We start from the raw sequence: 24,791 nt of genomic DNA on the forward strand, positions 1-24,791 counted from the left end.
CAACTCACACGGCCCTTGTCATATACTTATATTGTTATTTGTCCGAAATTTGTAAGAATCTATTTCGTGTGAATTGGTTGAATAATCTGTGTATTATTGCTAAAATGGAAAGCATAAAGGTCGCTTGAATAAGGATGATTGCCGGTTTCGGATGGACCTGCAAAAAGAAGCGGCGGCGCAATGATACGAAGGAGCTTTATAATATGAAGAAAAAGAATTTTGCAATGGTTATGCTGGCTGCGGTTATGAGCCTTGGGACGGCTGGAATCACTGCGTTTGCGGCAACCGGCTGGGCACAGGAGGGCAGCAACTGGGTTTATTACAATAATAATGGAAGCAAGGTCACCAATGCATGGCGTCAGGCGCAGGACGGAACCTGGCGTTATCTGGAGAGCAGTGGTGCCATGGCAACCAATAAGTGGGTCGATAACGACGATTACTATGTGGATGCCAGCGGTATCATGATCACAAATAAGTGGCTGCAGGTAGCTAACAGCCGGAAAGCTTCCGGTTACGACTGGTATTATTTTGGAAACAATGGCAAGTGCTCCAAAGATAAGTGGGTACAGATCGACGGCCAGTATCATTATTTTGGTGACAGCGGTGTTATGGAGACCGGATGGATCCTGGATGATATGTACTACTGCGATGATTCTGGCGTTATGGTGACTGGCTGGAAAAAGCTGACTCCGCCGGAGGAGTATCAGGATACTGATACCCATACAGGTCCGTTTGAGACTGCGAGTGATGGCCAGTACTGGTATTATTTTGGAACAAACGGAAAGAAAGTCGTTCCGAATGAGAATGGAACTAACGTAAAACAGAAAAAGATCAATGGAACCTATTATTGCCTGCGGGAGGATGGCGCACTCCAGACTGGCTGGGTCTGCGTTACCGGAGATGAATCCGACAACATCGAAGATTACCGTCTGGTCGACACGGACGGTAAGGTGCGGACAGGGTGGTATTCTACGGAACCGCCGGAATATCTTCAGGGACATTACGATCACGATGTAGAATGGTTCTACTTTAATTCCAAGGGAGTTCCGGAAACTGGTCCTGCGAAGGGCAGTGCAAAAACCAGTGACTTAAAACGCATCAACAGCAATACTTACTTGTTCAATGAGTATGGTGTCCCGGTATACGGAATCCAGAAGGTTTATACCAGCGGCGGTGAATACACTGCTTATTACTTTGGCACCTACGCACAGAGCAGCATGCTGAAAGGAAAGTACAACATCACGGAGGGCGGTGTATCCTGGCCTTACTATTTTAATTCTACTGGCCGTGGCTATACGGGTGTATATGATAATTACCTTTACTATATGGGCAAGCTCCAGAAGGCAGATTCCGGCAGCAAGTATGAGGTATACAGTATTCCGAGTGGCAACAGCTTCAAGAATTATGTAGTCAACACATCTGGAAAGATCGCGAAAAATACGACTGTGAAAGACAGCAATGGTACAAAATATAAAACCAACAGTGGCGGCATCCTGGTCAAGGAGGATGACGAGAGCGTAGATGGCGGAAGCTACCGCAGCCCGGAAGAACCGGATTGGGATAACGATTAAAAAATCCGGGGTTAAAAAACCTTTTGTCCCAAACATCATATATATGTGTGTGAATAGGAATGATCATGAATGGGAAACTGACAGTCAGGAGACTGTAAGGTTTCCCTTTTGTATTTTGCGGGCAGCGAACCGAAGTCTGCGCTGCTGACACGCATTTTATATAGAAGAAACACGTTTTGCCTGAAAATAAAGAAACAGGATTGTATGTGAATGAAAACATAAAAATAATGGCTAAAATACTTGCTTTTATGGAAAGACTATGATATTATACAAAGGCTGTGACATGATAGCGATGAAGCGTGAGGTTGCTGCCCAGATGGCAGGTTTTCCGTGGAGCGAATGTCAAGTTAGGAAACTGACGACAAGTCACTGTACCAATTTAACAGCTGTAGTAAAAGAGTAATTGCAGTAACGCAGTGTGTAGTCCGCGCGACACACACGGAGATGTGTACAGTCACCGCTTGTCGTACTTCAAACAAAAGTGCGAAAAGGAGGCGACTTTTTTTATGGCAAGTCAAGTAATGAGAATCACATTAAAAGCTTATGATCACCAGTTAGTTGATCAGTCTGCTGGAAAAATCATCGAGACCGTAAAGAAGACAGGGGCTCAGGTGAGTGGACCGGTACCGTTACCGACCAAGAAAGAGGTAGTAACTATTCTGAGAGCGGTACACAAGTACAAAGATTCCAGAGAGCAGTTCGAGCAGAGAACTCACAAAAGACTTATCGATATCACCACTCCGAGCCAGAAAACAGTTGATGCATTAAGCAAACTGGAAATGCCGGCTGGTGTTTATATCGACATCAAAATGAAACAGAAATAAGCTTTAGTATGATTGCCGTAAAAGGTAATCCGCTGTAAGGAGGAAATTGAAATGAAGAAAGCTATCTTAGCTACCAAAGTCGGAATGACTCAGATCTTCAACGAAGATGGCGTGTTAGTTCCGGTAACCGTTCTTCAGGCTGGCCCGTGTGTAGTAACCCAGGTTAAGACCGTTGAGAACGATGGCTACAAAGCAGTTCAGGTTGGTTTTGTAGACAAGAGAGAAAAACTGGTTAGCAAACCGGTTAAGGGACACTTCGACAAGGCAGGTGTTTCCTACAAGAGATTCGTCCGCGAGTTCCGTTTCGAGAACGCAGAAGACTATTCTGTAAAGGACGAGATCAAAGCTGACATCTTCGCTAACGGCGATAAGGTGGATGCAACCGCTGTTTCCAAAGGTAAAGGTTTCCAGGGCGCGATCAAGAGACATGGTCAGCACAGAGGACCTATGGCTCATGGTTCTAAGTTCCATCGTCATCAGGGTTCCAACGGTGCTTGTTCTGATCCGAGCAAGGTATTCAAGGGTAAAGGCATGCCGGGACATATGGGTTCCAAGCAGGTTACCATTCAGAACCTTGAGATTGTCCGCGTAGACGTTGAGAACAATCTGCTTCTGGTTAAGGGCGCTGTTCCAGGACCGAAGAAATCTTTAGTAACGATCAAAGAAACAGTGAAAGCTTCCAAGTAAGCTTTGACGAGAAAGGAGGAACACACAGATGGCAAACGTATCTGTTTACAATATGGAAGGTAATGAAGTAGGCAAGATGGATTTAAACGATGCTGTATTCGGTGTTGAGGTTAACGAGCACTTAGTACACATGGCAGTCGTTGCACAGCTTGCTAACAATCGTCAGGGTACTCAGAAAGCAAAAACCCGTTCTGAGGTATCTGGTGGCGGTAGAAAACCGTGGAGACAGAAAGGAACCGGACATGCACGTCAGGGTTCAACCAGAGCTCCGCAGTGGACCGGCGGCGGTATCGTATTCGCTCCGACTCCAAGAGATTACACAATCAGACTCAACAAGAAAGAGAAGAGAGCAGCTCTGAAGTCTGCACTGACCAGCAGAGTGCTTGAGAACAAGTTCATCGTTGTTGACGAGCTGAAACTTGATGAGATCAAGACCAAGAAATTCCAGACCGTTCTGAATAACTTAAAGGTTAACAAGGCTCTGGTAGTAGTTGGCGAGGACAGCGAGAACGTTGTTAAGTCTGCTAAGAACATCCCGTCTGTAAAGACCGCTTATGTCAATACCATCAACGTATATGACATTCTGAAATACAACACCGTAGTAGCTACCAAGGCTGCTGTTGCAAATATCGAGGAGGTGTACGCATAATGGCTAACGTTCAGTACTATGATGTCATTCTGAAACCGGTTGTTACCGAGAAGAGCATGAACGCAATGAGCGAGAAGAAATACACTTTCCTGGTTCACACCGATGCGAACAAGTCCATGATCAAAGAGGCTGTTGAGAAGATGTTCCCGGGAACCAAAGTTAAGAGTGTAAACACCATGAACAGCGAAGGCAAGAACAAGAGACGTGGTATGACCTTCGGCAAGACCGCTGCTACCAAGAAAGCTATCGTTCAGTTAACTGAGGACAGCAAAGAGATCGAGGTATTCGCAGGTCTGTAGGCATTGAGCACTTAATGAGTGCGCAGAGCACGAATTTAGTGCGAAAGCCCATCGCGAACCTTAGCGAGGCTGAAAGCCGAGCTTAGTTGAGCGATGAAATGAAAAGAAACTATACGGCAGCCAGTGAAAAGAATATACTGCGCCGTGATAAAGAGATACACGCGAGTGCGTTGAAAACGCACGGACGTGTACGGAATTGAAAGGAGTTCAAGTCATGGGAATAAAACATACAACCCATATACACCTTCCAGAAGACATATGACCGGTTCTGACTTCAGTGAGATCACCAAGTCCACCCCGGAGAAGTCTCTGGTTACTTCTTTAAAGAAGAATGCTGGCCGTAACAACCAGGGTAAGATCACCGTTAGACATCGTGGTGGCGGTTCCAGAAGAAAATACAGAATCATCGATTTCAAGAGAAACAGCAAGGATGGTATCCCGGCAACCGTTATCGGTATCGAGTACGATCCGAACAGAACTGCAAACATCGCACTGATCTGCTATGCAGACGGCGAGAAAGCTTATATCCTGGCTCCGGCTGGTTTAACCGACGGCATGAAGGTTATGAGCGGCGAGACTGCAGAGGCTAAAGTAGGTAACTGCTTACCGCTGGCAAATATTCCGGTTGGTGCGCAGATTCATAATATTGAGCTGTATCCGGGCAAGGGTGGTCAGCTGGTTCGTTCCGCTGGTAACGCTGCTCAGCTTATGGCAAAAGAAGGCAAATATGCAACCTTAAGACTTCCTTCCGGCGAGATGAGAATGGTTCCGATCGTATGCCGCGCAACCATCGGTGTTGTTGGCAACGGCGAGCACAATCTTGTTAACCTTGGTAAGGCTGGTAGAAAACGTCATATGGGTATCCGTCCTACAGTTCGCGGTTCCGTTATGAACCCGAATGACCATCCACACGGTGGTGGTGAAGGTAAGACTGGTATCGGTCGTCCGGGTCCTTCTACTCCGTGGGGCAAGCCTGCTCTGGGTCTGAAGACCAGAAAGAAAAACAAGCAGTCTAATAAGCTGATTGTAAGAAGACGCGACGGCAAGACCATTAAATAATTCAAGGAGGATACAAAACCTATGGCACGTTCATTAAAAAAAGGACCATTTGCAGATGCACACTTACTGAAAAAAGTTGATGCAATGAACGCAGCAGGACAGCATCAGGTAATCAAGACCTGGTCCCGCCGTTCCACAATCTTCCCGCAGATGGTTGGACATACAATCGCAGTTCACGATGGCAGAAAGCATGTTCCGGTATATGTTACCGAGGATATGGTTGGCCACAAGCTGGGTGAGTTCGTAGCTACCAGAACTTACAGAGGACATGGAAAAGACGAGAAGAAATCCAAACGATAATCGTCAGGATTGAAAGGAGGTTAATTAGCAATGGCTAAAGGACATAGAAGTCAGATTAAGAGAGAGAGAAATGCCCAGAAGGACACCAGACCGAGCGCAAAGTTATCTTACGCACGTGTTTCTGTTCAGAAGGCTTGCTTCGTATTAGATGCCATCAGAGGCAAAGATGTACAGACCGCACTTGGTATTGTAACTTACAACCCAAGATATGCTTCTTCTTTAATTAAAAAATTACTGGAATCTGCAATTGCTAATGCAGAGAACAACAACAACATGGATCCGGCAAAACTTTACGTAGAGGAGTGCTTTGCTAACAAGGGACCGACCATGAAGAGAGTAAAACCGAGAGCACAGGGCAGAGCTTACAGAATCGAAAAGAGAATGAGCCACATCACTGTTGTGCTGAATGAGAGATAAGAGGAGGCAATTATGGGACAGAAAGTTAATCCGCACGGCTTAAGAGTCGGTGTTATTAAAGACTGGGATTCCAAGTGGTATGCAGAAGGCAACTTCGCTGATTGCCTCGTTGAGGATTACAACATTCGTAAATTCCTCAAAAAGAAACTGTATAGCGCTGGCGTTTCCAAAATTGAGATTGAGAGAGCATCTGACAGAGTGAAGATCATCATCTTCACCGCTAAACCGGGTGTTGTAATCGGTAAGGGCGGCGCAGAGATCGAGAAGCTCAGAGGAGAGGTTCAGAAACTCACCGACAAGAGAGTATTTATTGACATCAAAGAAGTTAAGAGACCGGACCGCGATGCTCAGTTAGTAGCTGAGAACATCGCACAGCAGCTGGAAAACCGTGTTTCCTTCCGTCGTGCTATGAAGTCTACCATGGGTCGTTCCATGAAGGCTGGCGTTAAGGGAATCAAGACCGCTGTTGGCGGACGTCTTGGCGGTGCTGATATCGCTCGTACCGAGTTCTACAGCGAGGGCACCATTCCGTTACAGACATTAAGAGCAGATATTGACTATGGTTTCGCTGAGGCAGATACCACCTACGGCAAGCTTGGCGTTAAGGTTTGGATCTACAAAGGCGAGGTACTTCCTACTAAGGGAAACAAGGAAGGGAGCGATAAATAATGTTAATGCCTAAGAGAGTAAAGCGCCGCAAACAGTTCCGTGGAACTATGACCGGTAAGGCTTTAAGAGGAAATAAAATTAACTATGGTGAGTACGGTCTGGTTGCTACCGAGCCGTGCTGGATCAAATCTAACCAGATCGAGGCAGCCCGTGTTGCTATGACCCGTTACATCAAACGTGGTGGTAAAGTCTGGATCAAGATCTTCCCGGACAAACCGGTAACCGCTAAGCCGGCTGAGACCCGAATGGGTTCCGGTAAGGGCGCTCTGGAGTACTGGGTAGCAGTTGTTAAACCGGGCAGAGTAATGTTCGAGATCGCTGGTGTTCCGGAGGAGACCGCGCGTGAGGCATTACGTCTTGCTATGCACAAGTTACCATGCAAATGTAAGATTGCTGCTAAAGCAGATTTAGAAGGCGGTGATAACAGTGAAAACTAATAAATTCGTAGAAGGTTTAAAGGCAAAATCAGCGGCTGAGTTACAGGAAGAATTAGTAGCTGCAAAGAAAGAACTTTTCAACTTAAGATTCCAGAATGCAACCAACCAGTTAGATAATACCAGCAGAATCAAAGAGGTTCGCAAGAATATCGCTAGAATTCAGACTGTTATTACAGAGAAATCTAAACTGGCTTAAGGTTTGAAAGGAGAACATGACCGTGGAAAGAAATTTAAGAAAAACCCGCGTAGGTAAAGTCGTAAGCGACAAGATGGACAAGACCATCGTTGTAGCAATCGAGGACCACATCAAACATCCTTTATACGGCAAGATCGTAAAAAAGACCGTTAAGTTAAAAGCTCATGACGAGAACAACGAGTGCGGCAAGGGTGATACCGTTAAAGTTATGGAAACCAGACCGCTGTCCAAGGACAAGAGATGGAGACTGGTTGAGATTATCGAGAAGGCTAAATAAGTTATCCAGGAAGGAGTATCAGGCATGATTCAGCAGGAAACCAGACTGAAGGTTGCTGATAACACCGGAGCAAAAGAGTTACTTTGCATCCGTGTTATGGGTGGCTCTACAAGAAGATATGCTAACATTGGTGATGTAATCGTCGCTTCCGTTAAAGATGCAACACCAGGTGGCGTTGTAAAGAAAGGCGATGTTGTTAAGGCCGTTGTTGTTCGTTCCGTTAAGGGCGCACGCAGAAAAGACGGTTCTTATATCAAGTTCGATGAGAACGCAGCAGTTATTATCAAAGATGACAAGACCCCAAGAGGAACCCGTATCTTTGGACCGGTAGCAAGAGAATTACGTGAGAAGCAGTTCATGAAGATCGTATCTCTGGCTCCGGAAGTACTGTAAGGAGGTATTGGCTGTGCAGAAAATTAAAAAAGACGACCTGGTAAAGGTTATCGCAGGTAAAGATAAAGACAAAACCGGTAAAGTCCTGAGCGTTAAGGGCGGTAAAGTTCTGGTTGAGGGCTGCAACATGGTTACCAAGCACTCCAAACCGAACGCTGCAAACCCGCAGGGCGGCATCGTAAATCAGGAAGCAGCAATGGATATTTCCAACGTTATGCTGGTTGTTGATGGCAAAGCTACCCGTGTTGGCTTTGAAGTAAAAGATGGTAAGAAAGTCCGCGTTGCTAAGGCAACCGGTAAAGTAATCGACTAATTGCAGAGAGGAGGAACAGAGAGTTGGCTAGATTAAAAGAACAGTATCAGAGCGAGATGGTTGACGCACTGATTAAGAAATTTGGTTACAAGAACATCATGGAAGTCCCGAAGCTTGATAAGATCGTTATCAACATGGGCGTTGGTGAGGCAAAAGACAATGCTAAGGTTCTGGATTCTGCAGTTAGAGATTTAGAGCTGATTACCGGACAGAAAGCAGTTACCACTAAGGCTAAAAAGTCCGTTGCAAACTTCAAGATCAGAGAAGGTATGCCGATCGGATGTAAAGTTACCCTTCGTGGTGAGAAGATGTACGAGTTCGTTGATCGTCTGATCAACCTGGCTCTGCCGCGTGTACGTGACTTCCGCGGTGTTAACCCGAACGCATTTGATGGCAGAGGTAACTACGCTCTGGGTATCAAAGAGCAGTTGATCTTCCCTGAGATTGAATACGATAAAGTTGACAAGGTAAGAGGTATGGATATCATCTTCGTTACCACTGCCAAGACTGATGAAGAAGCTCGTGAACTTTTGACATTATTCAATATGCCATTTGCAAAATAACAGGAGGAAAGATCCATGGCTAAGACTTCAATGAAGATTAAGCAGCAGCGTCCGGCGAAGTTCTCCACCAGAGAGTACAATCGTTGCAGAATCTGTGGACGTCCGCATGCATATTTAAGAAAGTACGGCATCTGCCGTATCTGCTTCCGTGAGCTGGCATATAAGGGCCAGATCCCGGGTGTTAAGAAGGCAAGCTGGTAGGCCGAAAGCAACTTAGCGAGCCCAAGCCGCAAGGCGTTGGGCAAGCTTAGTGCGAGGCCCGTCACGAACCTTAGCGAATGCAAGCTGTAAAGCGCAGCATGAGCTTAGTTGAGTGACGTTGTAGCCCGTGTGAGAATACAGGCAACGCAATCAGTGATGTCCCTCCCGAAACTTATAAGCCCCCCTGTGGTTCCTGTAAGTTTCGAAGGAGTGAGGTCCAACAAAAAGGAAACCAACTAACAATATTAAGGAGGAATTATCCATCATGACTATGAGTGATCCGATCGCAGATATGCTTACAAGAATCCGTAACGCAAACACTGCTAAACATGACACTGTTGACGTACCGTCTTCCAAGATGAAACTTGCTATCGCAGACATCCTGGTAAAAGAGGGTTACATTGCAAAATACGATATCGTTGAGGACGGCGCATTCAAGACCATCCGCATCACCTTAAAGTACGGTGCAGATAAGAATGAGAAGATCATCAGCGGCATCAAGAGAATTTCCAAACCGGGTCTGCGTGTATACGCTAACAAAGAGGACCTTCCGAGAGTACTTGGCGGTCTGGGAATCGCAATCATTTCTACCAACCAGGGCGTTATCACCGATAAGGAAGCACGTCGTCTGGGCGTAGGCGGAGAGGTATTAGCATTCGTTTGGTAATTCGTTGCCACGAAGCTACTTCTATATATTATGTAACTGAAAACAGAAAACGCACAGAGCGTTTTCCGAAAATTTAAGTAGGAGGTAAATGGCATGTCACGTATCGGAAGAATGCCAATCGCAATCCCGGCAGGCGTAACTGTAACGATTGCAGAGAATAATAAAGTGACTGTAAAAGGTCCTAAGGGAACCCTTGAGAGAGAGTTACCGGTAGAGATGGACATCAAGGAAGAAGATGGACATATTGTTGTAACCAGACCGAATGACTTAAAGAAGATGAAATCTTTACATGGTCTGACCAGAACCCTGATCAACAACATGGTAGTTGGTGTTACCGCTGGCTACGAGAAAGTTCTGGAAGTAAACGGTGTAGGTTACAGAGCATCTAAGCAGGGCAAGAAATTAACCCTTAACCTGGGCTACTCCCATCCGGTAGAGATGGAAGATCCGGAAGGTCTTGAGACTGTTCTGGACGGCCAGAATAAGATCACGGTTAAAGGTATCGATAAAGAAAAAGTTGGCCAGTACGCTGCAGAGATCAGAGATAAGAGAAGACCTGAGCCGTATAAGGGCAAGGGTATCAAGTATGCTGATGAGACTATCAGACGTAAAGTTGGTAAGACTGGTAAGAAATAATTAAGGAGAGTACAAAGATGGTTAGTAAGAAATCAAGAAGCGAAATTCGCGTTAAAAAGCATACCAGATTACGTAATCGCTTTGCAGGTACTGCAGAGAGACCGCGTCTGGCTGTTTTCAGAAGTAATAATCATATGTATGCTCAGATTATTGACGACACAGTCGGCAATACTCTGGTAGCAGCATCCACTAATGAGAAGGCAGTTAAGGCTGAGCTTGAGCACACCAATGATACTGCAGCAGCAACCTATGTTGGAACTCTGATCGCTAAGAGAGCTCTGGAGAAGGGTATTGAGGAAGTCGTTTTCGATAGAGGCGGTTTCATTTACCAGGGTAAGATCCAGGCACTTGCAGACGCAGCTCGTGAAGCTGGTCTGAAATTCTAGTAGAGAGGAGAACGGCATGAAGCGTACAATTATTGACCCAAGTCAGTTTGAATTAAATGACAATGTAGTAGCAATCAAGCGTGTATCTAAAACCGTAAAAGGTGGACGTACCATGAGATTCTCTGCTCTGGTAGTAGTAGGTGATGGCAATGGTCACGTAGGTGCAGGTCTTGGTAAAGCTGGTGAGGTTCCGGAAGCAATCCGCAAAGGAAGAGAAGCAGCTATGAAGAACCTGGTAGAGATCCCGGTTGACGAGAACAAGAGTATCCCGCACGACCACATCTGCAAGTTCGGCAGCTCTTCTGTACTGTTAAAGAAGGCTCCGGAAGGTACCGGTATCATCGCTGGTGGTCCGGCTCGTTCCGTACTGGAGCTTGCTGGTATCAAGAACATCCGTGCTAAGTCTTTAGGCTCCAACAACAAGACCAACGTTGTTCTTGCAGTGATCAACGGTCTGACTCAGCTTAAGACTCCGGAAGAGTATGCAAAACTTCGCGGCAAATCTGTTGAAGAGATCTTAGGCTAAGGAGGGTAATGAAATGGCAGAGAAGTTAAAAGTAACGTTAGTCAAATCCCCGATCGGTGCTATCCCGAAGCAGAAAGCTACCGTAGAGGCTCTGGGCCTGAAGAAACTCAACAAGACTGTTGAGCTTCCGGATAACGAGGCTGTCAGAGGTATGATCTGGCACGTAAAGCATTTAGTTAAGGTAGAAGAAATCTAATTATAGAAGTAAGGAGGTGCAGTGCAATGGATTTATCCAATTTACAGCCTGCTGTAGGTTCTAAGCATAGTGATAATTTCAGAAGAGGACGCGGTCACGCTTCCGGAAACGGTAAAACCGCTGGTAAGGGCCACAAGGGTCAGAAAGCACGTTCTGGCGCACCGAGACCTGGTTTCGAGGGTGGCCAGATGCCGTTATACAGACGTCTCCCGAAGAGAGGCTTCAAGAATCGTAACACCAAAGTTATCGTTGGTATCAACGTAAGCGCTTTAGAGTGCTTCGAGAACGATGCAGTTGTTACTGTTGAGACTCTTCTTGAGAGCGGAATCGTTAAGAATCCGAGAGATGGCGTTAAGATCCTGGGTAACGGAGAACTGACCAAAAAGCTGACCGTAAAGGCAGATGCATTCAGTGAGGGTGCAAAGGCTAAGATTGAAGCTTTAGGTGGAACCTGCGAGGTGATCTAATATGTTAAAGACACTCCGAAATGCATGGAAGGTTAAGGAGATCAGAACAAAACTGATCTTCACCTTCCTCATGCTGGTAGTCATCCGTTTCGGATCTGAACTGCCGATTCCTGGAGTAAAGACGGACTTCTTTGCAAACTTTTTTGCAAACCAGTCCACTGACGCATTTGGATTTTTCAATGCGATGACAGGCGGATCCTTCTCCTCCATGTCCATTTTCGCATTGAGCATCACCCCGTACATTACATCTTCCATTATCATGCAGCTGCTCACGATCGCAATTCCAAAACTGGAAGAGATGCAGCGTGACGGCGAGGATGGCCGGAAGAAGATTGCAGAGTACACCCGTTACTTAACGGTTGCACTTGCACTGATCGAGTCCATTGGTATGTCTGTCGGCTTTGGCGGCCAGGGACTTCTGATCAATTATGATGTATGGAGCGTGATCATTGCAGTCGCTACCATGACTGCAGGAAGTGCATTCCTGATGTGGATCGGTGAGCGTATTACGGAGAAGGGCGTAGGCAATGGTATCTCCATCGTCCTGCTGTTCAACATCGTATCCTCCCTTCCGCAGGATGTGAACACCCTGTACACCAGATTTTTAAGCAACAGCAAGAACATCGGATCTACTGTATTGATCGTGCTCATCATGCTTGCGATCCTTGCAGCTATGGTTGTGTTCGTAATCATCCTTCAGGATGGCGAGCGCAGAATCCCGGTTCAGTATTCAAAAAAGATGGTAGGCAGAAAGTTAGTGGGCGGCCAGGCTTCCCACATTCCGTTAAAGGTGAACACCGCAGGTGTCATCCCGGTAATCTTTGCTTCCTCCATCATGTCCTTCCCGATTGTAATCGCACAGTTTTTCCATCCGGACTACACCACCATCGGTGGTAAGATCCTGATGGTTCTGAACTCTTCTTACTGGTTCAGACCGGAAATGCCGGCATATTCTGTGGGACTGGTGATCTATCTTGTGCTGATCGTGCTTTTTGCATATTTCTACACATCCATCACCTTCAATCCGCTGGAAGTGGCAAACAATATGAAGAAGTCCGGCGGTTTCATCCCGGGTATCCGCCCAGGTAAACCGACTTCTGAATACCTTGACAAGATCTTAAATTACATCGTATTTATCGGTGCAATCGGTCTGATCATTGTCAGCATTATCCCGATCATCATTTCCGGAGTATTTACGGTAAGCCGTCTCTCCTTCATGGGTACTTCCCTGATCATTATCGTCAGCGTTATCCTGGAGACCATCAAGGCTATCGAGTCCCAGATGATCGTTCGAAATTACAAAGGTTTTTTAAATGATTAAGCGTTCGTAAGAGAAAGCTGCTGCACGCGTAAGGGCAGCAGCTTCTTTTGTTTCATAGGAAAGTGCGTCCTATGAAACCAAAAACGCTCCGCGAGGATCGCACTGCGGCGGAAAGGAACCATGTCGCCATTGCGACCCACCGCAGGCGGAGAATCCTGCAACGCAGGATTCTTTCTTAGTTCTAATAGGAGGATAAATCAGAATGAAGATCATCATGTTAGGTGCTCCGGGTGCTGGTAAAGGCACCCAGGCAAAGAAGATTGCAGCGAAATATGGAATTCCGCACATCTCCACCGGAGATATTTTCCGTGCGAATATCAAGGGCGGCACAGAGCTTGGTATGAAAGCAAAATCCTACATGGACCAGGGACAGCTTGTACCGGATGATGTAACCATCGGTATGCTGTTAGACCGCATCGCGGAGGCAGACTGTGAGAACGGATATGTACTCGACGGTTTCCCAAGAACCATTCCGCAGGCAGAAAGCCTCACGGAAGCACTGAACAAGCTGGGACAGAAGATGGACTTTGCAATCGATGTAGACGTTCCGGATGAGTCTATCATCAACCGTATGTCCGGCAGAAGAGCATGCCTTTCCTGCGGCGCTACCTACCATATCGTTTACAATCCGACCAAGGTAGAGGGTGTCTGCGACGCATGCGGACAGAAGCTGGTGCTTCGTGATGATGATAAGCCGGAGACTGTAAAGAAACGTCTGACCGTATATCATGACCAGACTCAGCCGCTGATCGACTACTATAAGAATGCCGGAATCCTGAAATCCGTTGATGGAACCCAGGATTTAAATAAAGTATTTGAGGACATCGAAGCTGTCCTGGAGGCGTAATATGGCCGTAACGATCAAATCCGCAAGAGAGATTGAGCTTATGCGGGAAGCCGGAAGAATTCTGGCAAAGGTGCATGAAGAACTGGGAAAAGCAATCCAGCCGGGAATGTCCACCCTGGACATTGACCGTCTGGGTGAAAAGCTGATCCGTGGATTCGGGTGTGTTCCTTCCTTTAAGAATTATAACGGTTATCCGGCATCCATCTGCGTATCCGTGAACAACGAAGTGGTACATGGTATTCCGAATAAACATCATATCATCCAAGAGGGCGACATTGTCAGCCTCGATGCCGGTGTGATCTACAAAGGATATCATTCTGATGCGGCAAGAACCCATGCGGTTGGCCAGATCAGTCCGGAGGCGCAGAAACTGATCGATGTCACGAGACAATCTTTCTTTGAGGGGATTAAGTTTGCAAAAGCTGGCAATCATCTCAATGACCTGTCTTCTGCGATCCAGGCTTATGCAGAAAGCTTCGGATACGGTGTTGTCCGCGATCTGGTCGGCCACGGAATCGGTTCCCACTTACATGAGGATCCGGAGGTGCCGAATTTCTCCCGGAACCGCAAAGGCATTAAACTGGTTCCTGGCATGACACTGGCTGTTGAGCCTATGATCAACATCGGTACCCCGAATGTAGAGTGGCTGGATGATGACTGGACCGTTGTGACAAAAGACGGCAGTTTGTCTGCCCACTATGAGAACACCATTCTCATTACTGACGGTGAGCCGGAGATCTTATCTCTGTAAAGGCGGTGTGCGATGAAGATAGAGCGGTACTGTCCGGTAAAGTCTCTTGCAGGGCATGACAAAAACCAGTATTATATCGTAATATCCGATGAAGGGGAATCCGTTACCATGGCAAATGGAACCACCCGCAAGGTGGACGACCCGAAGCGGAAAAACAAGAAACATGTTCAGGCAGGGAAGACACCGCTTTTTCGCGGTCTTCCCACTGATGAAGAAATCCGAAACGAGCTCAAGACCTGGGTGGAACGCCACGGTTGTATTTAGGAGGAATTGATTATATGTCGAAATCAGATGTTATTGAAATCGAGGGAACTGTTGTTGAGAAGCTGCCGAACGCAATGTTCCAGGTAGAATTAGAGAATGGCCATCAGGTGCTGGCTCATATCAGCGGTAAGCTGCGTATGAACTATATCCGTATCCTGCCGGGCGACAAGGTTACCCTTGAGATGTCTCCGTATGATTTAAGCAAGGGCAGAATCATCTGGAGAGATAAATAAGCTTATAAAAGCAGCCGCTTTTATAAATAAAAAATAGTAAAAAATATTTGTAAAAACACTTGCATAAAAGAAACCATGATGTTATAATATCATGGCGACTTTGTTGAGATGCTGGGTGAAGTTTGTCTAAAACCAGCCCGGCTGTACCAATATATCTGGACAGATATATGCAACTGTAGAAAGGAGAATTGCCGTGAAGGTGAGATCATCAGTAAAACCGATTTGCGAAAAGTGCAAAATCATCAAACGCAAAGGCAGTATCAGAGTAATCTGTGAAAATCCTAAGCACAAACAGAGACAAGGTTAAAAACAAAAAGTTATAGGAGGTTACGACGCAAATGGCTCGTATTTCAGGTGTTGATTTACCAAGAGAAAAACGTGTTGAAATCGGTCTGACTTACATCTACGGAATCGGTAGAACAAGTGCAAACCGTATCCTTGCTGAGGCTGGCGTTAATCCTGACACTCGTGTTAAGGATCTGACCGATGACGAAGTAAAGAAGCTGGCAGCTGTTATTGCTGAGACCCAGACTGTTGAGGGTGATCTTCGCAGAGAGATCGCTATGAACATCAAGAGACTGCAGGAGATTGGCTGCTATCGCGGAATCCGTCATAGAAAAGGTCTGCCGGTTCGTGGTCAGAAGACCAAAACCAATGCAAGAACCCGCAAAGGTCCTCGTAAGACTGTTGCAAACAAGAAGAAATAAGTAATTCGTAACATTATGTAGAATCACGTTGCATGTTTTAAAAACAGGAACAAGATTCGGAAATTCAAGAAAGTAGGTTAGTTTAAAATGGCTAAAAAAGTGTCCACTGCAAAAAAAGTGACAAAAAAGCGCGTAAAGAAAAACGTTGAACGCGGACAGGCACATATCCAGTCTTCTTTTAACAACACCATCGTTACCTTAACCGATGCACAGGGTAACGCGTTGTCCTGGGCAAGTGCCGGTGGTCTGGGATTTAGAGGTTCAAGGAAATCTACTCCATATGCAGCTCAGATGGCTGCAGAAACTGCCGCAAAAGCAGCTTTAGTACATGGTTTAAAATCTGTAGATGTTATGGTTAAAGGACCTGGTTCAGGCCGTGAAGCAGCAATTCGTGCGCTTTCCGCATGCGGTATTGAAGTAACTAGCATTAAGGACGTAACTCCGGTTCCACATAACGGATGTCGCCCGCCAAAACGTAGAAGAGTCTAATTAGGAGGTACTAAAAGTGGCAGTAGATAGAGTTCCTGTTCTTAAAAGATGCAGATCTCTTGGTTTAGATCCGATCTATTTAGGAATTGACAAAAAATCAAACAGAGAATTAAAAAGAGCTAACAGAAAAGTAAGTGAGTATGGTCTCCAGTTACGTGAGAAGCAGAAAGCGAAATTCATCTATGGCGTATTAGAGAAACCGTTCCGTAACTACTACACCAAGGCTGAGAAAATGGAAGGCCAGACTGGTGAGAACATGATGATCCTTCTGGAGCGCAGACTGGACAACGTTGTATTCCGTATGGGATTCGGCCGCACCAGACGTGAGACCAGACAGATCGTAGATCACAAGCACATCCTGGTAAACGGCAAGTGCGTAAATATTCCGTCCTACCTGGTAAAAGCTGGTGACGTGATCGAAGTAAAAGAGAAGGCTAAATCTTCTCAGAGATACAAAGATGCTCTTGAGGTAACTGCAGGACGTCTGGTTCCGGCTTGGCTGGATGTTGACCAGGAGAATCTGCGCGGTACTGTTAAAGAGCTGCCGACCAGAGATGAGATTGATGTTCCGGTAAACGAGATGCTTATCGTCGAGTTGTACTCCAAATAATTAAGAGTACCAATTTCCCTCGATAGAAGAACCCAAAAGGAGGGGCTAGAGTCGTGTTCGATTTTGAGAAACCAAACATTGAGATTGTTGAGATTTCTGATGATAAGAAATATGGCAAGTTTGTAGTTGAACCACTTGAGAGAGGCTATGGCACAACGCTGGGTAACTCCCTGAGAAGAATCATGCTTTCTTCTCTGCCGGGTGCAGCTGTCAGCCAGGTGAAAATCGACGGCGTTTTGCATGAGTTCAGTTCTATTCCGGGTGTTAAGGAAGATGTAACTGAGATCATCATGAACATCAAGAGCTTATCTATTAAGAACAACAGCGATAGCAACGAAGTAAAGACCGCTTACATCGAGTTCGAGGGTGAGGGTGTCATTACTGCAGCTGATATCCAGGCTGACCCGGACATCGAGATCATGAATCCGGATCAGGTGATCGCACACTTAAGCGGCGGCGCAGACAGTAAGTTCTACATGGAGCTTACTATCACCAAAGGCCGTGGCTATGTGAGCGCAGACAAGAATAAGACAGAAGATATGCCAGTTGGTGTGATCGCGGTGGATTCCATCTATACACCGGTTGAGCGTGTCAACATGTCCATTCAGAATACCCGTGTTGGACAGGTTACCGATTACGATAAGCTGACCTTAGACGTGTATACCAATGGAACCTTAGCTCCAGACGAGGCTGTAAGCCTTGCAGCGAAAGTTCTGAGCGAGCACTTAAATCTGTTCATTGACCTTTCTGAGAATGCCAAGACCGCTGAGATCATGGTAGAGAAAGAGGACAATGAGAAAGAGAAAGTTCTCGAGATGAACATCGATGAACTGGAACTGTCTGTTCGTTCCTACAACTGCTTAAAGAGAGCCGGCATCAATACTGTGGAGGAACTGTGCAACAGAACTCCGGAGGATATGATGAAGGTTCGTAACCTCGGCAGAAAGTCCCTCGAGGAGGTTCTGGCGAAGTTAAAAGAATTAGGTCTGCAGCTGAATCCAAGTGAGGAGTAAAATGACGAACTTGGGTGATACTCGAATGAAGTGAAACGGAGTTTGAGTTTCCCCTGTCAGCGAGGAACAATTCGACAATTAGAAACTGAAAGAGTGGCGGCTCCGTAAGTCCATCAGGCAGAGAGCCGCTACATTATGAAAATTGGAAGCTGTGGTCCGGTAAGACCAAAGGGCACGGGACTGCACTCCACATTATATGGAGGAAAATAAAATGGCAGGTTATAGAAAGCTTGGAAGAACTTCCAGCCAGAGAAAAGCAATGATCCGCAGCCAGGTAACTGCACTGCTGTATCATGGAGCATCAAAACTACTGAGGCTAGAGCAAAAGAGATCCGCAAAGTTGCTGAGGGTCTGATCGCACTGGCTGTGAAAGAGAAAGACAACTTCGAGACCGTTACTGTTACCGCTAAGGTTGCTAAAAAGGACGCTGAGGGTAAGAGAGTCAAAGAAGTAGTAAACGGCAAGAAAGTTACCGTTTATGATGAAGTTCAGAAGGAAATCAAGAAAGATAAGCCGTCCAGACTTCATGCTCGTCGTCAGATGCTCAAAGTTCTCTACGATGTAACTGAGGTTCCGACCGCAGCTGCTGGTAAGAAGAAAAACACCAAGTCCGTAGATATCCCGGCAAAACTCTTTGATGAGGTTGCTCCGAAGTACGTTTCCCGTAACGGTGGTTACACCCGTATCGTTAAGATCGGCCAGCGTAAGGGCGACGGCGCTATGGAAGTGCTGTTAGAGCTTGTTTAATCGTATAATCATATAATTTTATGAGCTTATGGCTCCCGGAGATTTGTTCTTCGGGAGCTTTTTTATATGATAGGAAATTGCGTCCTATCATATAAAAACGCTCCGCGAGAATGTGCCAAGGCACATTCTTTTTTCATGCGTTAAAAAACTTAATAATTTGTTTAAAATATTCAGGTTTATGGCAAAAATGCGGAAAATCAGTAAGAAATATGTAAGTTGACCGGACATCTTCTTTCACTTATAATGAAATTACAAAAGAAAACAATATTTATTTTGAAAATAAGAGAGTGAGGGATGAGCATGACAAAGAGAAGGTTTGCAGTATGGGGACTGATCCTGGCTCTGTGTACAGGCACAGCAGGTATGACAACAGCCTATGCGGCTGAAAAAACAATTTCCAGTGTAAAGCTGCAGATTTACACAGACCTGGAGGTTGGAGATCGGATTGGAGATGCTTCCATTGACATTGACAGTACCACTGCACCGGGCGGCGGTATTGCCATCTCCGGATCTACTGACCGTTACCAGATCAAAGAGGCAGACTGGACAACATCTTCTTCTAAAGAAATCAGTGTGGGATATCAGCCGGAACTGAAAATCCGCCTGGAAGTGACTGATTCAGATTATGCGTTTAAGGGAACCTACCGTTCCAGCAACGTAACTGTCAAGGGCGCTGAGTTTGTCAGTGCCAGCAAGAGCAGCGGGGATTTGGTCATCAAGGCAAAGTTGAAACCGATCAAAGGTACCTTTGAGGCACCGGAGGATGCGTACTGGAAGGACAATGCCAAGGGAACCGCAAAGTGGGAAGAACCGGATAATGGCGGAACCGGTCAGTATGAGGTAGAGCTGCGTAAGGGCTCTTCCAAGATCCACACGGTAGAGACTACCGGCAAAACATATAACTTCTATCCATACATGACTCAGGCAGGCACCTATAAGTTCCGCGTGCGCACCATCGCCAAGACATCCAAACAGGATGATTACGGCAAGAGCAGTGAGTGGGTAGAGTCCGATGAGATCTATCTGGCAAAGGAAGATGTATCAGATGGCAGTGGCCGTAATGACAGCGGCACCTCCGGCAATACGAACGCAGGCTGGCGCAAGTACGGCAATACCTGGTATTACTACTATCCGGACGGCAGCTATGTGAAGAATGGCTGGGCAGAAGTAGGCGGGCGCTGGTATCTGTTTGACGCAAGCGGAAGAATGCTGACCGGCTGGCAGGTACGCAACGGTCAGATGTATTACCTGGATGGAAGCGGAGCTATGATAACAGGCTGGCTTTCCTGGAATGGCCGCTGGTGCTACATGAATGAGACACAGGATCAGTACTATGGCTGTCTGGTATGCGGCCATTGGATGAACCGCGATGGCAAGACCTATTATCTGGACGGTGTTGGTTACATGGTTGAAGGCTGGTACCAGGTAGATGGCAACTGGTATTATTTCTATCCGGGACAGGGCAACAAGGCAGTGAACACTACCATCGATACCTTTTATGTGAATCAGCAGGGAATCTGGGTACACTAAAACAAGATAGGACTGCCGGAAAAAGGAGCATTAAAAACTCCTTTTTCCAGCAGTCCCTTTTTTGTATGATAGGAAATTGCGTACTATCATATAAAAACGCTCCGCGAGAATGTGCCAAGCACATTCCTTTTCATTTGTGAAACTTGTACAAATCGGAACGAAAAATATGTGGAAAACAGAAAAAAACAGAAAATGGATTGCACGCTGATAATATCAGTGATATATTAAGCTTAGCATTAAGAAAGAAAAGGAGTAATGACATGACGAAAAAAGAGCGTGTAATTGCAGCAATCGAGCAGCGAGAGATCGACGGTGTTCCGTCCAGCTTTTCTCTTCATTTCCCGGCAGACAAGAAGCAGGGAGAGGCATGTGTGAAGGCACATCTGGATTTCTTTCGGGATACAGATGCGGATATCTGTAAGATCATGAATGAGAATCTGGTACCGGTATTCGGAACCATCCATACTCCGGACGATTATGACCGTCTGATTCCTGTTATGACCATGGAAGACGAGTTCATGAAAAAGCAGATGGAACTGACCAGGCAGATCCTGGCGGGCTGTGATAAGGATGTATTTACCATGGGTACTCTCCATGGCATCTGTGCATCCGGCATTCATCCGATTGAGCAGGCTGGCATCAATTATTATGCAGCAAGACAGATGCAGGTTGATTTCCTCAGATGGGATGAGAAGAAGATGCTTTCCGCTATGCAGCGCATTACCGATGTGCTGTGCCTGTTGGCAAAGGCTTACATCGAGGCTGGTCTGGATTCTGTTTATTATGCATCCCTTGGCGGCGAATATGAGTTCTTTACGGACGAAGAGTTCGCAAAATGGATCAAACCGTTTGATATCCAGGTTATGAAGGCTATCAAAGAGGCAGGCGGATACTGCTTCCTGCACATCTGTAAGGATCACCTGAATATGGAGCGCTACAGAGATTATGCTCCGTATGCAGATGTTGTGAACTGGGGCGTATTTGAGGCACCGTTTGATCTGGAAAAAGGAAAAGAGCTCTTCCAGGGCAAAACCATTATGGGCGGACTGCCGAACCGTCACGGAGTTCTGGTTGATGGAACCAAAGAAGAGGTTGAGGCTGAGGTAAAGAAAGTGATTCGTGAGTACGGAAGAAAAGGCCTGATCCTTGGCGCAGACTGTACATTGGCAACAGAACAGGATTTGGATAAGGTAAAGGCCGCAGTGCTTGCTGCGAGAAATAGTTGATAAAATCCTATTTACCTATATAATAAGTATGTAAGAAAAGAACCCACACAGATGTGAGTATTCATGACTCTGTGTGGGTTCTTTTTTATATGATAGGAAATATCTCAGGCAAAAAGTTTTACAAGCTCCTTCAGCATTTCGGTGATAGCTTCCATGGACTGAATGGATACAAATTCATGGCGTCCGTGGCCATTCTGACCTCCGGTACAGATGTTGGGACATGGGAGTCCATGATAAGAAAGACGCGCGCCATCTGTGCCGCCGCGGATCGGAGTGACGATCGGGGTGATACCGCAGTGCTCCATGGCAGTCATGACATTGGAGATAAGCTTCTCGTGGCCTTTGACCTGCTCATACATGTTTCGGTAGGTTTCAGTGATGGTGATCTCTGCAGTGCCGGCACCATATTTTTTGTTGATGAAATCGACTGCCTCCTGCATGATCTGCTGACGATGCCGGAACAGTGCCTCGTCATGGTCGCGGATCAGGTAGTTCATGACGGCGGTTTCGGTTCGTCCCTGAAGCTTGTCCAGATGATAGAAGCCTTCCCGGTTCTCTGTGCATGCCGGAGTTTCATATGCCGGAAGCAGTGCCTGATATTCCATGGCGATCTGAATGGCATTTTTCAGGATTCCTTTGGCATAGCCGGTATGGGCAGTGACTCCGTGAATCGTAACAACTGCAGAAGCGGCATTGAAGTTTTCATAGGAAAACTCACCGATCAGGCCGCCGTCGATGGTATAGCCATAGGCAGCGCCGACCTCTTCGAGGTTTACGTGGTCTGGTCCGCGGCCGATTTCTTCATCCGGAGTGAACAGGATGGAGACAGGCGGATGCGGATAATCCGGGTTCTGCATCAGAAATTCTGCCAGAGTCATGATCTCTGCCACGCCGGCTTTGTCGTCTGCACCAAGCAGGGTAGTGCCATCGGTGACGATCAGATCCTGGCCAACGAATGTTTCAGATTCGGAAATACGGAAACAGCGGTGACAATGTGCTTCTCTTCATTGAGGACGATGTCATTTCCGTCATAATTGCGGATGATGCGTGGTTTGATATTGTCACCGGACATGTCCATGGCAGTGTCCATATGCGCAATGAGTGCCAGACAGGCGCCGGTGCAGCCCTTTGCAGCCGGAATATGGCCGTATACATAGCCGTTTTCATCGGTGTGGGCGTCAGTAATACCGAGAGCTTTCAGCTCATCTGCCAGCCGGGCAGCCAGAACTAGCTGTCCTTTGGTGGAAGGTACGGTGGAGCTGGTAATGTCAGACTGGGTGCCGTACTGTACATAATTTAAAAATCTTTCACTTACATTCATGATTGATTTCCTCCTTGTCAAAATACATTTATCATGTTTCGGAAGGTTCGTCAAGATTGGCCCTGGCAAAATGGAAAGATTGGTAGATGTGTATAGAAAAAAATAAGAAAATAGTCGAATTCGACAAAAAACATGTTTTTAAACCCTTTACTATTGACAAATTAGATATTGGTGATATTATCAGTAATATAACAATGATATTCTTGAGACTCGGAAAACAGGTTTTGGGAATGATCAGGAAAATACGGAGGTCGATAGACGCATGCTAAAATATACCATCAAGCGGTTATTAGTAGCAATTCCAACATTTTTCGGAATTACAGTCCTGGTGTATTTAATTTCATTGCTTGCACCGGGCAGTCCACTGGAAATGCTGATGGCGGATCCAATGGCAACAAAGGAAAGTATGGAGGCCTTAAAAGAGCAGATGGGTCTCAATGACCCAGCCATCATTCAGTATTTCCGCTGGCTGGTATCCATGCTTCACGGAAATCTGGGAATCTCATACCGGAACAGCCTGCCGGTTCTCGGACAGGTTCTGGAAAAACTGGGACCGACTCTGATTCTCACCCTTTCCTCTACAGCATTATCTGTGCTGATCGCGGTACCGCTTGGTATCATGTCAGCATACAAGCCTTACTCCGCATGGGATTATATTTCTTCCGGACTGGCTTTTGTAGGTGCTTCTACCCCGACCTTCTTTACAGGTCTGGTTATGATCTACATATTTGCGGTAAGGCTGGGTGTCCTTCCTATGGGCGGTATGTATGACGCAGGTATCCATACCGCGGCATCGGCGGCGCATCATTTGATTCTACCCTGTCTGGTATTAACTATTTTTAATATCGGAAGCATTCTCCGCCAGACACGAGGAAGCATGATGGAAGTCTTCAATGAGGATTACATCCGCACTGCCCGTGCAAAGGGCCTGATTGAGCCGAGAGTCGTGATCGTTCACGGTTTGCGAAACTCCTTGATTCCGGTTGTTACCGTATTGAGTACCATGATCCCGTTCATGTTCGGCGGCGCGGTCGTGGCAGAGCAGGTATTCAGCTGGCCGGGACTTGGCAGCCTGATGGTCCAGTCCATCAACGCCAGAGATTACCCAATGATCATGGGAATCACCGTTGTGATTGCTGCAGCAGTCCTGATTGGCAACGTCCTGACGGATATTGCTTACAGCTTACTGGATCCAAAGATAAGAGAGAGCCGTTAGGAGGAGAGAAATGTCCACAAAAACAGTTGAAAAAAAAGATTCATACTATCGTGACGTGCTCCGGAAGTTTACAGCGCACAAGCTGGCCATGATCGGTGTTGCGGTCATTTTGCTGGAAGTGATCCTGGTCATTGTGCTTCCTATGATCATGAAGCTGGATCCGTATACGTCAGATATTCTCGCGTTCAGCGCAAAGCCGGGAGCGGGACACATTTTAGGAACCGATGATACCGGCCGTGACGTATTTGCACGACTGGTTTACGGAGGCCGGATCTCCCTTCTGGTGGGACTGCTTTCCGCGATCATCAGTCTTTGCATCGGTGTACCGCTGGGTCTGATCGCCGGTTACTATAAAGGTATCTGGGAAACCATCGTTATGAGAACCGCAGATATCTTCATGTCCTTCCCGTCCATGATCCTGATTCTGGTGCTGGTATCCGTTATCGGACCTTCTGTATGGACGGTTACCCTGGTCATCGGTATTCTGGGCTGGACCGATTTCGCAAAACTGATCTATGGCAATGTGCTGTCGGTCAGAGAAAAAGAGTATGTGGAATCTGCCAAGCAGTCGGAACTAAAGATATCCCGCTGCTGATCAAATACGTGATTCCGAACGCATTTGCTCCGATCCTGATCAACTTTACATTCCGTACAGCGCAGGCGATCATTCAGGAGTCTGCACTGAGCTTTTTGGGTATGGGTGTTCAGCGCCGGAAGCATCCTGGGGAAATATCCTGTACGCGGCACAGTCCATCACCGTACTTTCCTCAAGACCGTGGCTGT

At 46.5% G+C, this 24,791-nt stretch carries 38 protein-coding genes and 1 pseudogene; 37 read left to right on the forward strand and 2 right to left on the reverse strand.

What is annotated here, in order from left to right; translation table 11 throughout:
- Nucleotides 1-203: 203 nt before the first annotated feature.
- From DXA97_RS04925 to DXA97_RS05095, 35 genes and pseudogenes are all read left to right on the forward strand, one after another.
- Nucleotides 204-1,571: a cell wall-binding protein gene (locus DXA97_RS04925; RefSeq protein WP_118718863.1), complete on the forward strand. Its 1,368-nt coding sequence runs from the start codon at nt 204-206 to the stop codon at nt 1,569-1,571.
- Between the two features lie 506 nt (nt 1,572-2,077).
- Entirely contained in the window at nt 2,078-2,395 is a 318-nt protein-coding gene (gene rpsJ / locus DXA97_RS04930) for a 30S ribosomal protein S10 (protein ID WP_118533463.1), read from the forward strand.
- Nucleotides 2,396-2,446: 51 nt separating this feature from the next.
- On the forward strand, nt 2,447-3,082 hold the full coding sequence (rplC, locus tag DXA97_RS04935; protein WP_118718800.1) for a 50S ribosomal protein L3: 636 nt from the start codon (nt 2,447-2,449) through the stop codon (nt 3,080-3,082).
- Nucleotides 3,083-3,110: 28 nt separating this feature from the next.
- Nucleotides 3,111-3,731 (forward strand): 50S ribosomal protein L4, encoded by a 621-nt coding sequence (gene rplD / locus DXA97_RS04940; RefSeq protein ID WP_118540167.1) that lies wholly within the window; start codon nt 3,111-3,113, stop codon nt 3,729-3,731.
- On the forward strand, nt 3,731-4,030 hold the full coding sequence (gene rplW, locus DXA97_RS04945; protein ID WP_118533457.1) for a 50S ribosomal protein L23: 300 nt from the start codon (nt 3,731-3,733) through the stop codon (nt 4,028-4,030). Before rplD ends, rplW begins: the two co-directional genes overlap by 1 nt.
- Nucleotides 4,031-4,225: 195 nt before the next feature.
- The gene (rplB, locus tag DXA97_RS04950) at nt 4,226-5,089 is read left to right on the forward strand and encodes a 50S ribosomal protein L2 (protein WP_279221131.1); all 864 of its coding nucleotides are present in this window, start codon (nt 4,226-4,228) and stop codon (nt 5,087-5,089) included.
- Nucleotides 5,090-5,110: 21 nt separating this feature from the next.
- Nucleotides 5,111-5,389 carry a 30S ribosomal protein S19 gene (gene rpsS / locus DXA97_RS04955; RefSeq protein ID WP_006782235.1) on the forward strand — a complete coding sequence of 93 codons (279 nt, stop codon included), beginning with the start codon at nt 5,111-5,113 and terminating at the stop codon, nt 5,387-5,389.
- Between the two features lie 30 nt (nt 5,390-5,419).
- Nucleotides 5,420-5,806, forward strand: coding sequence for a 50S ribosomal protein L22 (rplV, locus tag DXA97_RS04960; protein ID WP_118533453.1), 387 nt, complete (start codon nt 5,420-5,422; stop codon nt 5,804-5,806).
- A gap of 12 nt (nt 5,807-5,818) precedes the next feature.
- Nucleotides 5,819-6,475, forward strand: a complete 657-nt coding sequence (gene rpsC / locus DXA97_RS04965) for a 30S ribosomal protein S3 (RefSeq protein WP_118718802.1) — start codon at nt 5,819-5,821, stop codon at nt 6,473-6,475.
- The gene (gene rplP / locus DXA97_RS04970; RefSeq protein WP_118540164.1) at nt 6,475-6,912 is read left to right on the forward strand and encodes a 50S ribosomal protein L16; all 438 of its coding nucleotides are present in this window, start codon (nt 6,475-6,477) and stop codon (nt 6,910-6,912) included. Before rpsC ends, rplP begins: the two co-directional genes overlap by 1 nt.
- Nucleotides 6,902-7,108 carry a 50S ribosomal protein L29 gene (rpmC, locus tag DXA97_RS04975; RefSeq protein WP_118533447.1) on the forward strand — a complete coding sequence of 69 codons (207 nt, stop codon included), beginning with the start codon at nt 6,902-6,904 and terminating at the stop codon, nt 7,106-7,108. The genes rplP and rpmC overlap by 11 nt, the downstream gene beginning before the upstream one ends.
- A 16-nt stretch (nt 7,109-7,124) precedes the next feature.
- On the forward strand, nt 7,125-7,385 hold the full coding sequence (gene rpsQ / locus DXA97_RS04980) for a 30S ribosomal protein S17 (protein ID WP_118533445.1): 261 nt from the start codon (nt 7,125-7,127) through the stop codon (nt 7,383-7,385).
- Between the two features lie 24 nt (nt 7,386-7,409).
- A complete protein-coding gene (gene rplN / locus DXA97_RS04985) occupies nt 7,410-7,778 on the forward strand; it encodes a 50S ribosomal protein L14 (protein ID WP_118533444.1) in 369 nt (122 codons plus the stop codon).
- A gap of 13 nt (nt 7,779-7,791) precedes the next feature.
- On the forward strand, nt 7,792-8,091 hold the full coding sequence (rplX, locus tag DXA97_RS04990; RefSeq protein WP_118533442.1) for a 50S ribosomal protein L24: 300 nt from the start codon (nt 7,792-7,794) through the stop codon (nt 8,089-8,091).
- Between the two features lie 23 nt (nt 8,092-8,114).
- Nucleotides 8,115-8,654 carry a 50S ribosomal protein L5 gene (gene rplE / locus DXA97_RS04995; protein WP_118533440.1) on the forward strand — a complete coding sequence of 180 codons (540 nt, stop codon included), beginning with the start codon at nt 8,115-8,117 and terminating at the stop codon, nt 8,652-8,654.
- Nucleotides 8,655-8,669: 15 nt separating this feature from the next.
- Nucleotides 8,670-8,855, forward strand: a complete 186-nt coding sequence (locus tag DXA97_RS05000) for a type Z 30S ribosomal protein S14 (RefSeq protein ID WP_002566501.1) — start codon at nt 8,670-8,672, stop codon at nt 8,853-8,855.
- A gap of 265 nt (nt 8,856-9,120) precedes the next feature.
- Nucleotides 9,121-9,522, forward strand: coding sequence for a 30S ribosomal protein S8 (gene rpsH / locus DXA97_RS05005; protein ID WP_118540163.1), 402 nt, complete (start codon nt 9,121-9,123; stop codon nt 9,520-9,522).
- 93 nt (nt 9,523-9,615) lie between these two features.
- Nucleotides 9,616-10,158: a 50S ribosomal protein L6 gene (gene rplF / locus DXA97_RS05010; protein ID WP_118540162.1), complete on the forward strand. Its 543-nt coding sequence runs from the start codon at nt 9,616-9,618 to the stop codon at nt 10,156-10,158.
- 17 nt (nt 10,159-10,175) lie between these two features.
- Nucleotides 10,176-10,544, forward strand: coding sequence for a 50S ribosomal protein L18 (gene rplR, locus DXA97_RS05015; RefSeq protein ID WP_118540161.1), 369 nt, complete (start codon nt 10,176-10,178; stop codon nt 10,542-10,544).
- A 16-nt stretch (nt 10,545-10,560) separates the two neighbouring features.
- Complete coding sequence (gene rpsE, locus DXA97_RS05020; RefSeq protein WP_118718803.1) at nt 10,561-11,070, forward strand: 30S ribosomal protein S5; 510 nt, start codon at nt 10,561-10,563, stop codon at nt 11,068-11,070.
- Between the two features lie 13 nt (nt 11,071-11,083).
- Nucleotides 11,084-11,266: a 50S ribosomal protein L30 gene (rpmD, locus tag DXA97_RS05025; protein ID WP_118718804.1), complete on the forward strand. Its 183-nt coding sequence runs from the start codon at nt 11,084-11,086 to the stop codon at nt 11,264-11,266.
- Between the two features lie 26 nt (nt 11,267-11,292).
- On the forward strand, nt 11,293-11,733 hold the full coding sequence (rplO, locus tag DXA97_RS05030) for a 50S ribosomal protein L15 (RefSeq protein ID WP_118533428.1): 441 nt from the start codon (nt 11,293-11,295) through the stop codon (nt 11,731-11,733).
- Nucleotide 11,734: 1 nt separating this feature from the next.
- Nucleotides 11,735-13,054 carry a preprotein translocase subunit SecY gene (secY, locus tag DXA97_RS05035; protein WP_118718805.1) on the forward strand — a complete coding sequence of 440 codons (1,320 nt, stop codon included), beginning with the start codon at nt 11,735-11,737 and terminating at the stop codon, nt 13,052-13,054.
- Between the two features lie 202 nt (nt 13,055-13,256).
- The gene (locus tag DXA97_RS05040) at nt 13,257-13,901 is read left to right on the forward strand and encodes an adenylate kinase (RefSeq protein WP_118718806.1); all 645 of its coding nucleotides are present in this window, start codon (nt 13,257-13,259) and stop codon (nt 13,899-13,901) included.
- Nucleotide 13,902: 1 nt separating this feature from the next.
- Nucleotides 13,903-14,652 (forward strand): type I methionyl aminopeptidase, encoded by a 750-nt coding sequence (gene map / locus DXA97_RS05045; RefSeq protein WP_118718807.1) that lies wholly within the window; start codon nt 13,903-13,905, stop codon nt 14,650-14,652.
- A gap of 12 nt (nt 14,653-14,664) precedes the next feature.
- Nucleotides 14,665-14,916, forward strand: a complete 252-nt coding sequence (locus tag DXA97_RS05050) for a KOW domain-containing RNA-binding protein (protein WP_118718808.1) — start codon at nt 14,665-14,667, stop codon at nt 14,914-14,916.
- A gap of 14 nt (nt 14,917-14,930) precedes the next feature.
- Nucleotides 14,931-15,149, forward strand: coding sequence for a translation initiation factor IF-1 (gene infA / locus DXA97_RS05055; RefSeq protein ID WP_118533418.1), 219 nt, complete (start codon nt 14,931-14,933; stop codon nt 15,147-15,149).
- A 193-nt stretch (nt 15,150-15,342) separates the two neighbouring features.
- Nucleotides 15,343-15,456, forward strand: coding sequence for a 50S ribosomal protein L36 (rpmJ, locus tag DXA97_RS05060; RefSeq protein ID WP_003497809.1), 114 nt, complete (start codon nt 15,343-15,345; stop codon nt 15,454-15,456).
- A gap of 31 nt (nt 15,457-15,487) precedes the next feature.
- Nucleotides 15,488-15,856 (forward strand): 30S ribosomal protein S13, encoded by a 369-nt coding sequence (gene rpsM / locus DXA97_RS05065; RefSeq protein ID WP_118540154.1) that lies wholly within the window; start codon nt 15,488-15,490, stop codon nt 15,854-15,856.
- Between the two features lie 87 nt (nt 15,857-15,943).
- Nucleotides 15,944-16,345: a 30S ribosomal protein S11 gene (rpsK, locus tag DXA97_RS05070; protein ID WP_118533414.1), complete on the forward strand. Its 402-nt coding sequence runs from the start codon at nt 15,944-15,946 to the stop codon at nt 16,343-16,345.
- A gap of 16 nt (nt 16,346-16,361) precedes the next feature.
- A complete protein-coding gene (gene rpsD, locus DXA97_RS05075; protein WP_118718809.1) occupies nt 16,362-16,955 on the forward strand; it encodes a 30S ribosomal protein S4 in 594 nt (197 codons plus the stop codon).
- Between the two features lie 53 nt (nt 16,956-17,008).
- The gene (locus DXA97_RS05080; RefSeq protein ID WP_118540152.1) at nt 17,009-17,968 is read left to right on the forward strand and encodes a DNA-directed RNA polymerase subunit alpha; all 960 of its coding nucleotides are present in this window, start codon (nt 17,009-17,011) and stop codon (nt 17,966-17,968) included.
- 211 nt (nt 17,969-18,179) lie between these two features.
- Nucleotides 18,180-18,715 (forward strand): annotated as a pseudogene (locus DXA97_RS05085) (L17 family ribosomal protein).
- A 300-nt stretch (nt 18,716-19,015) separates the two neighbouring features.
- Complete coding sequence (locus tag DXA97_RS05090) at nt 19,016-20,245, forward strand: N-acetylmuramoyl-L-alanine amidase family protein (protein ID WP_182436799.1); 1,230 nt, start codon at nt 19,016-19,018, stop codon at nt 20,243-20,245.
- Nucleotides 20,246-20,505: 260 nt separating this feature from the next.
- The gene (locus tag DXA97_RS05095; RefSeq protein ID WP_118718811.1) at nt 20,506-21,471 is read left to right on the forward strand and encodes a uroporphyrinogen decarboxylase family protein; all 966 of its coding nucleotides are present in this window, start codon (nt 20,506-20,508) and stop codon (nt 21,469-21,471) included.
- Between the two features lie 104 nt (nt 21,472-21,575).
- Here the strand turns inward: DXA97_RS05095 and pepT are convergent, their stop codons facing one another.
- Together pepT and DXA97_RS21930 are read right to left on the reverse strand one after the other, a co-directional pair.
- The gene (pepT, locus tag DXA97_RS05100; protein WP_347561474.1) at nt 21,576-22,445 is read right to left on the reverse strand and encodes a peptidase T; all 870 of its coding nucleotides are present in this window, start codon (nt 22,443-22,445) and stop codon (nt 21,576-21,578) included.
- Complete coding sequence (locus DXA97_RS21930) at nt 22,409-22,792, reverse strand: hypothetical protein (protein ID WP_347561468.1); 384 nt, start codon at nt 22,790-22,792, stop codon at nt 22,409-22,411. The genes pepT and DXA97_RS21930 overlap by 37 nt, the downstream gene beginning before the upstream one ends.
- 262 nt (nt 22,793-23,054) lie before the next feature.
- Here DXA97_RS21930 and DXA97_RS05110 point away from each other — a divergent pair, with 262 nt between their 5' ends.
- Nucleotides 23,055-24,008: an ABC transporter permease gene (locus DXA97_RS05110; protein ID WP_118718813.1), complete on the forward strand. Its 954-nt coding sequence runs from the start codon at nt 23,055-23,057 to the stop codon at nt 24,006-24,008.
- A gap of 10 nt (nt 24,009-24,018) precedes the next feature.
- Nucleotides 24,019-24,603 carry an ABC transporter permease gene (locus DXA97_RS05115; protein WP_347561469.1) on the forward strand — a complete coding sequence of 195 codons (585 nt, stop codon included), beginning with the start codon at nt 24,019-24,021 and terminating at the stop codon, nt 24,601-24,603.
- The last annotated feature ends 188 nt before the right edge of the window (nt 24,604-24,791 follow it).

The organism is Clostridium sp. OF09-36 (assembly GCF_003481985.1).
Taxonomy (GTDB): domain Bacteria; phylum Bacillota; class Clostridia; order Lachnospirales; family Lachnospiraceae; genus Brotaphodocola.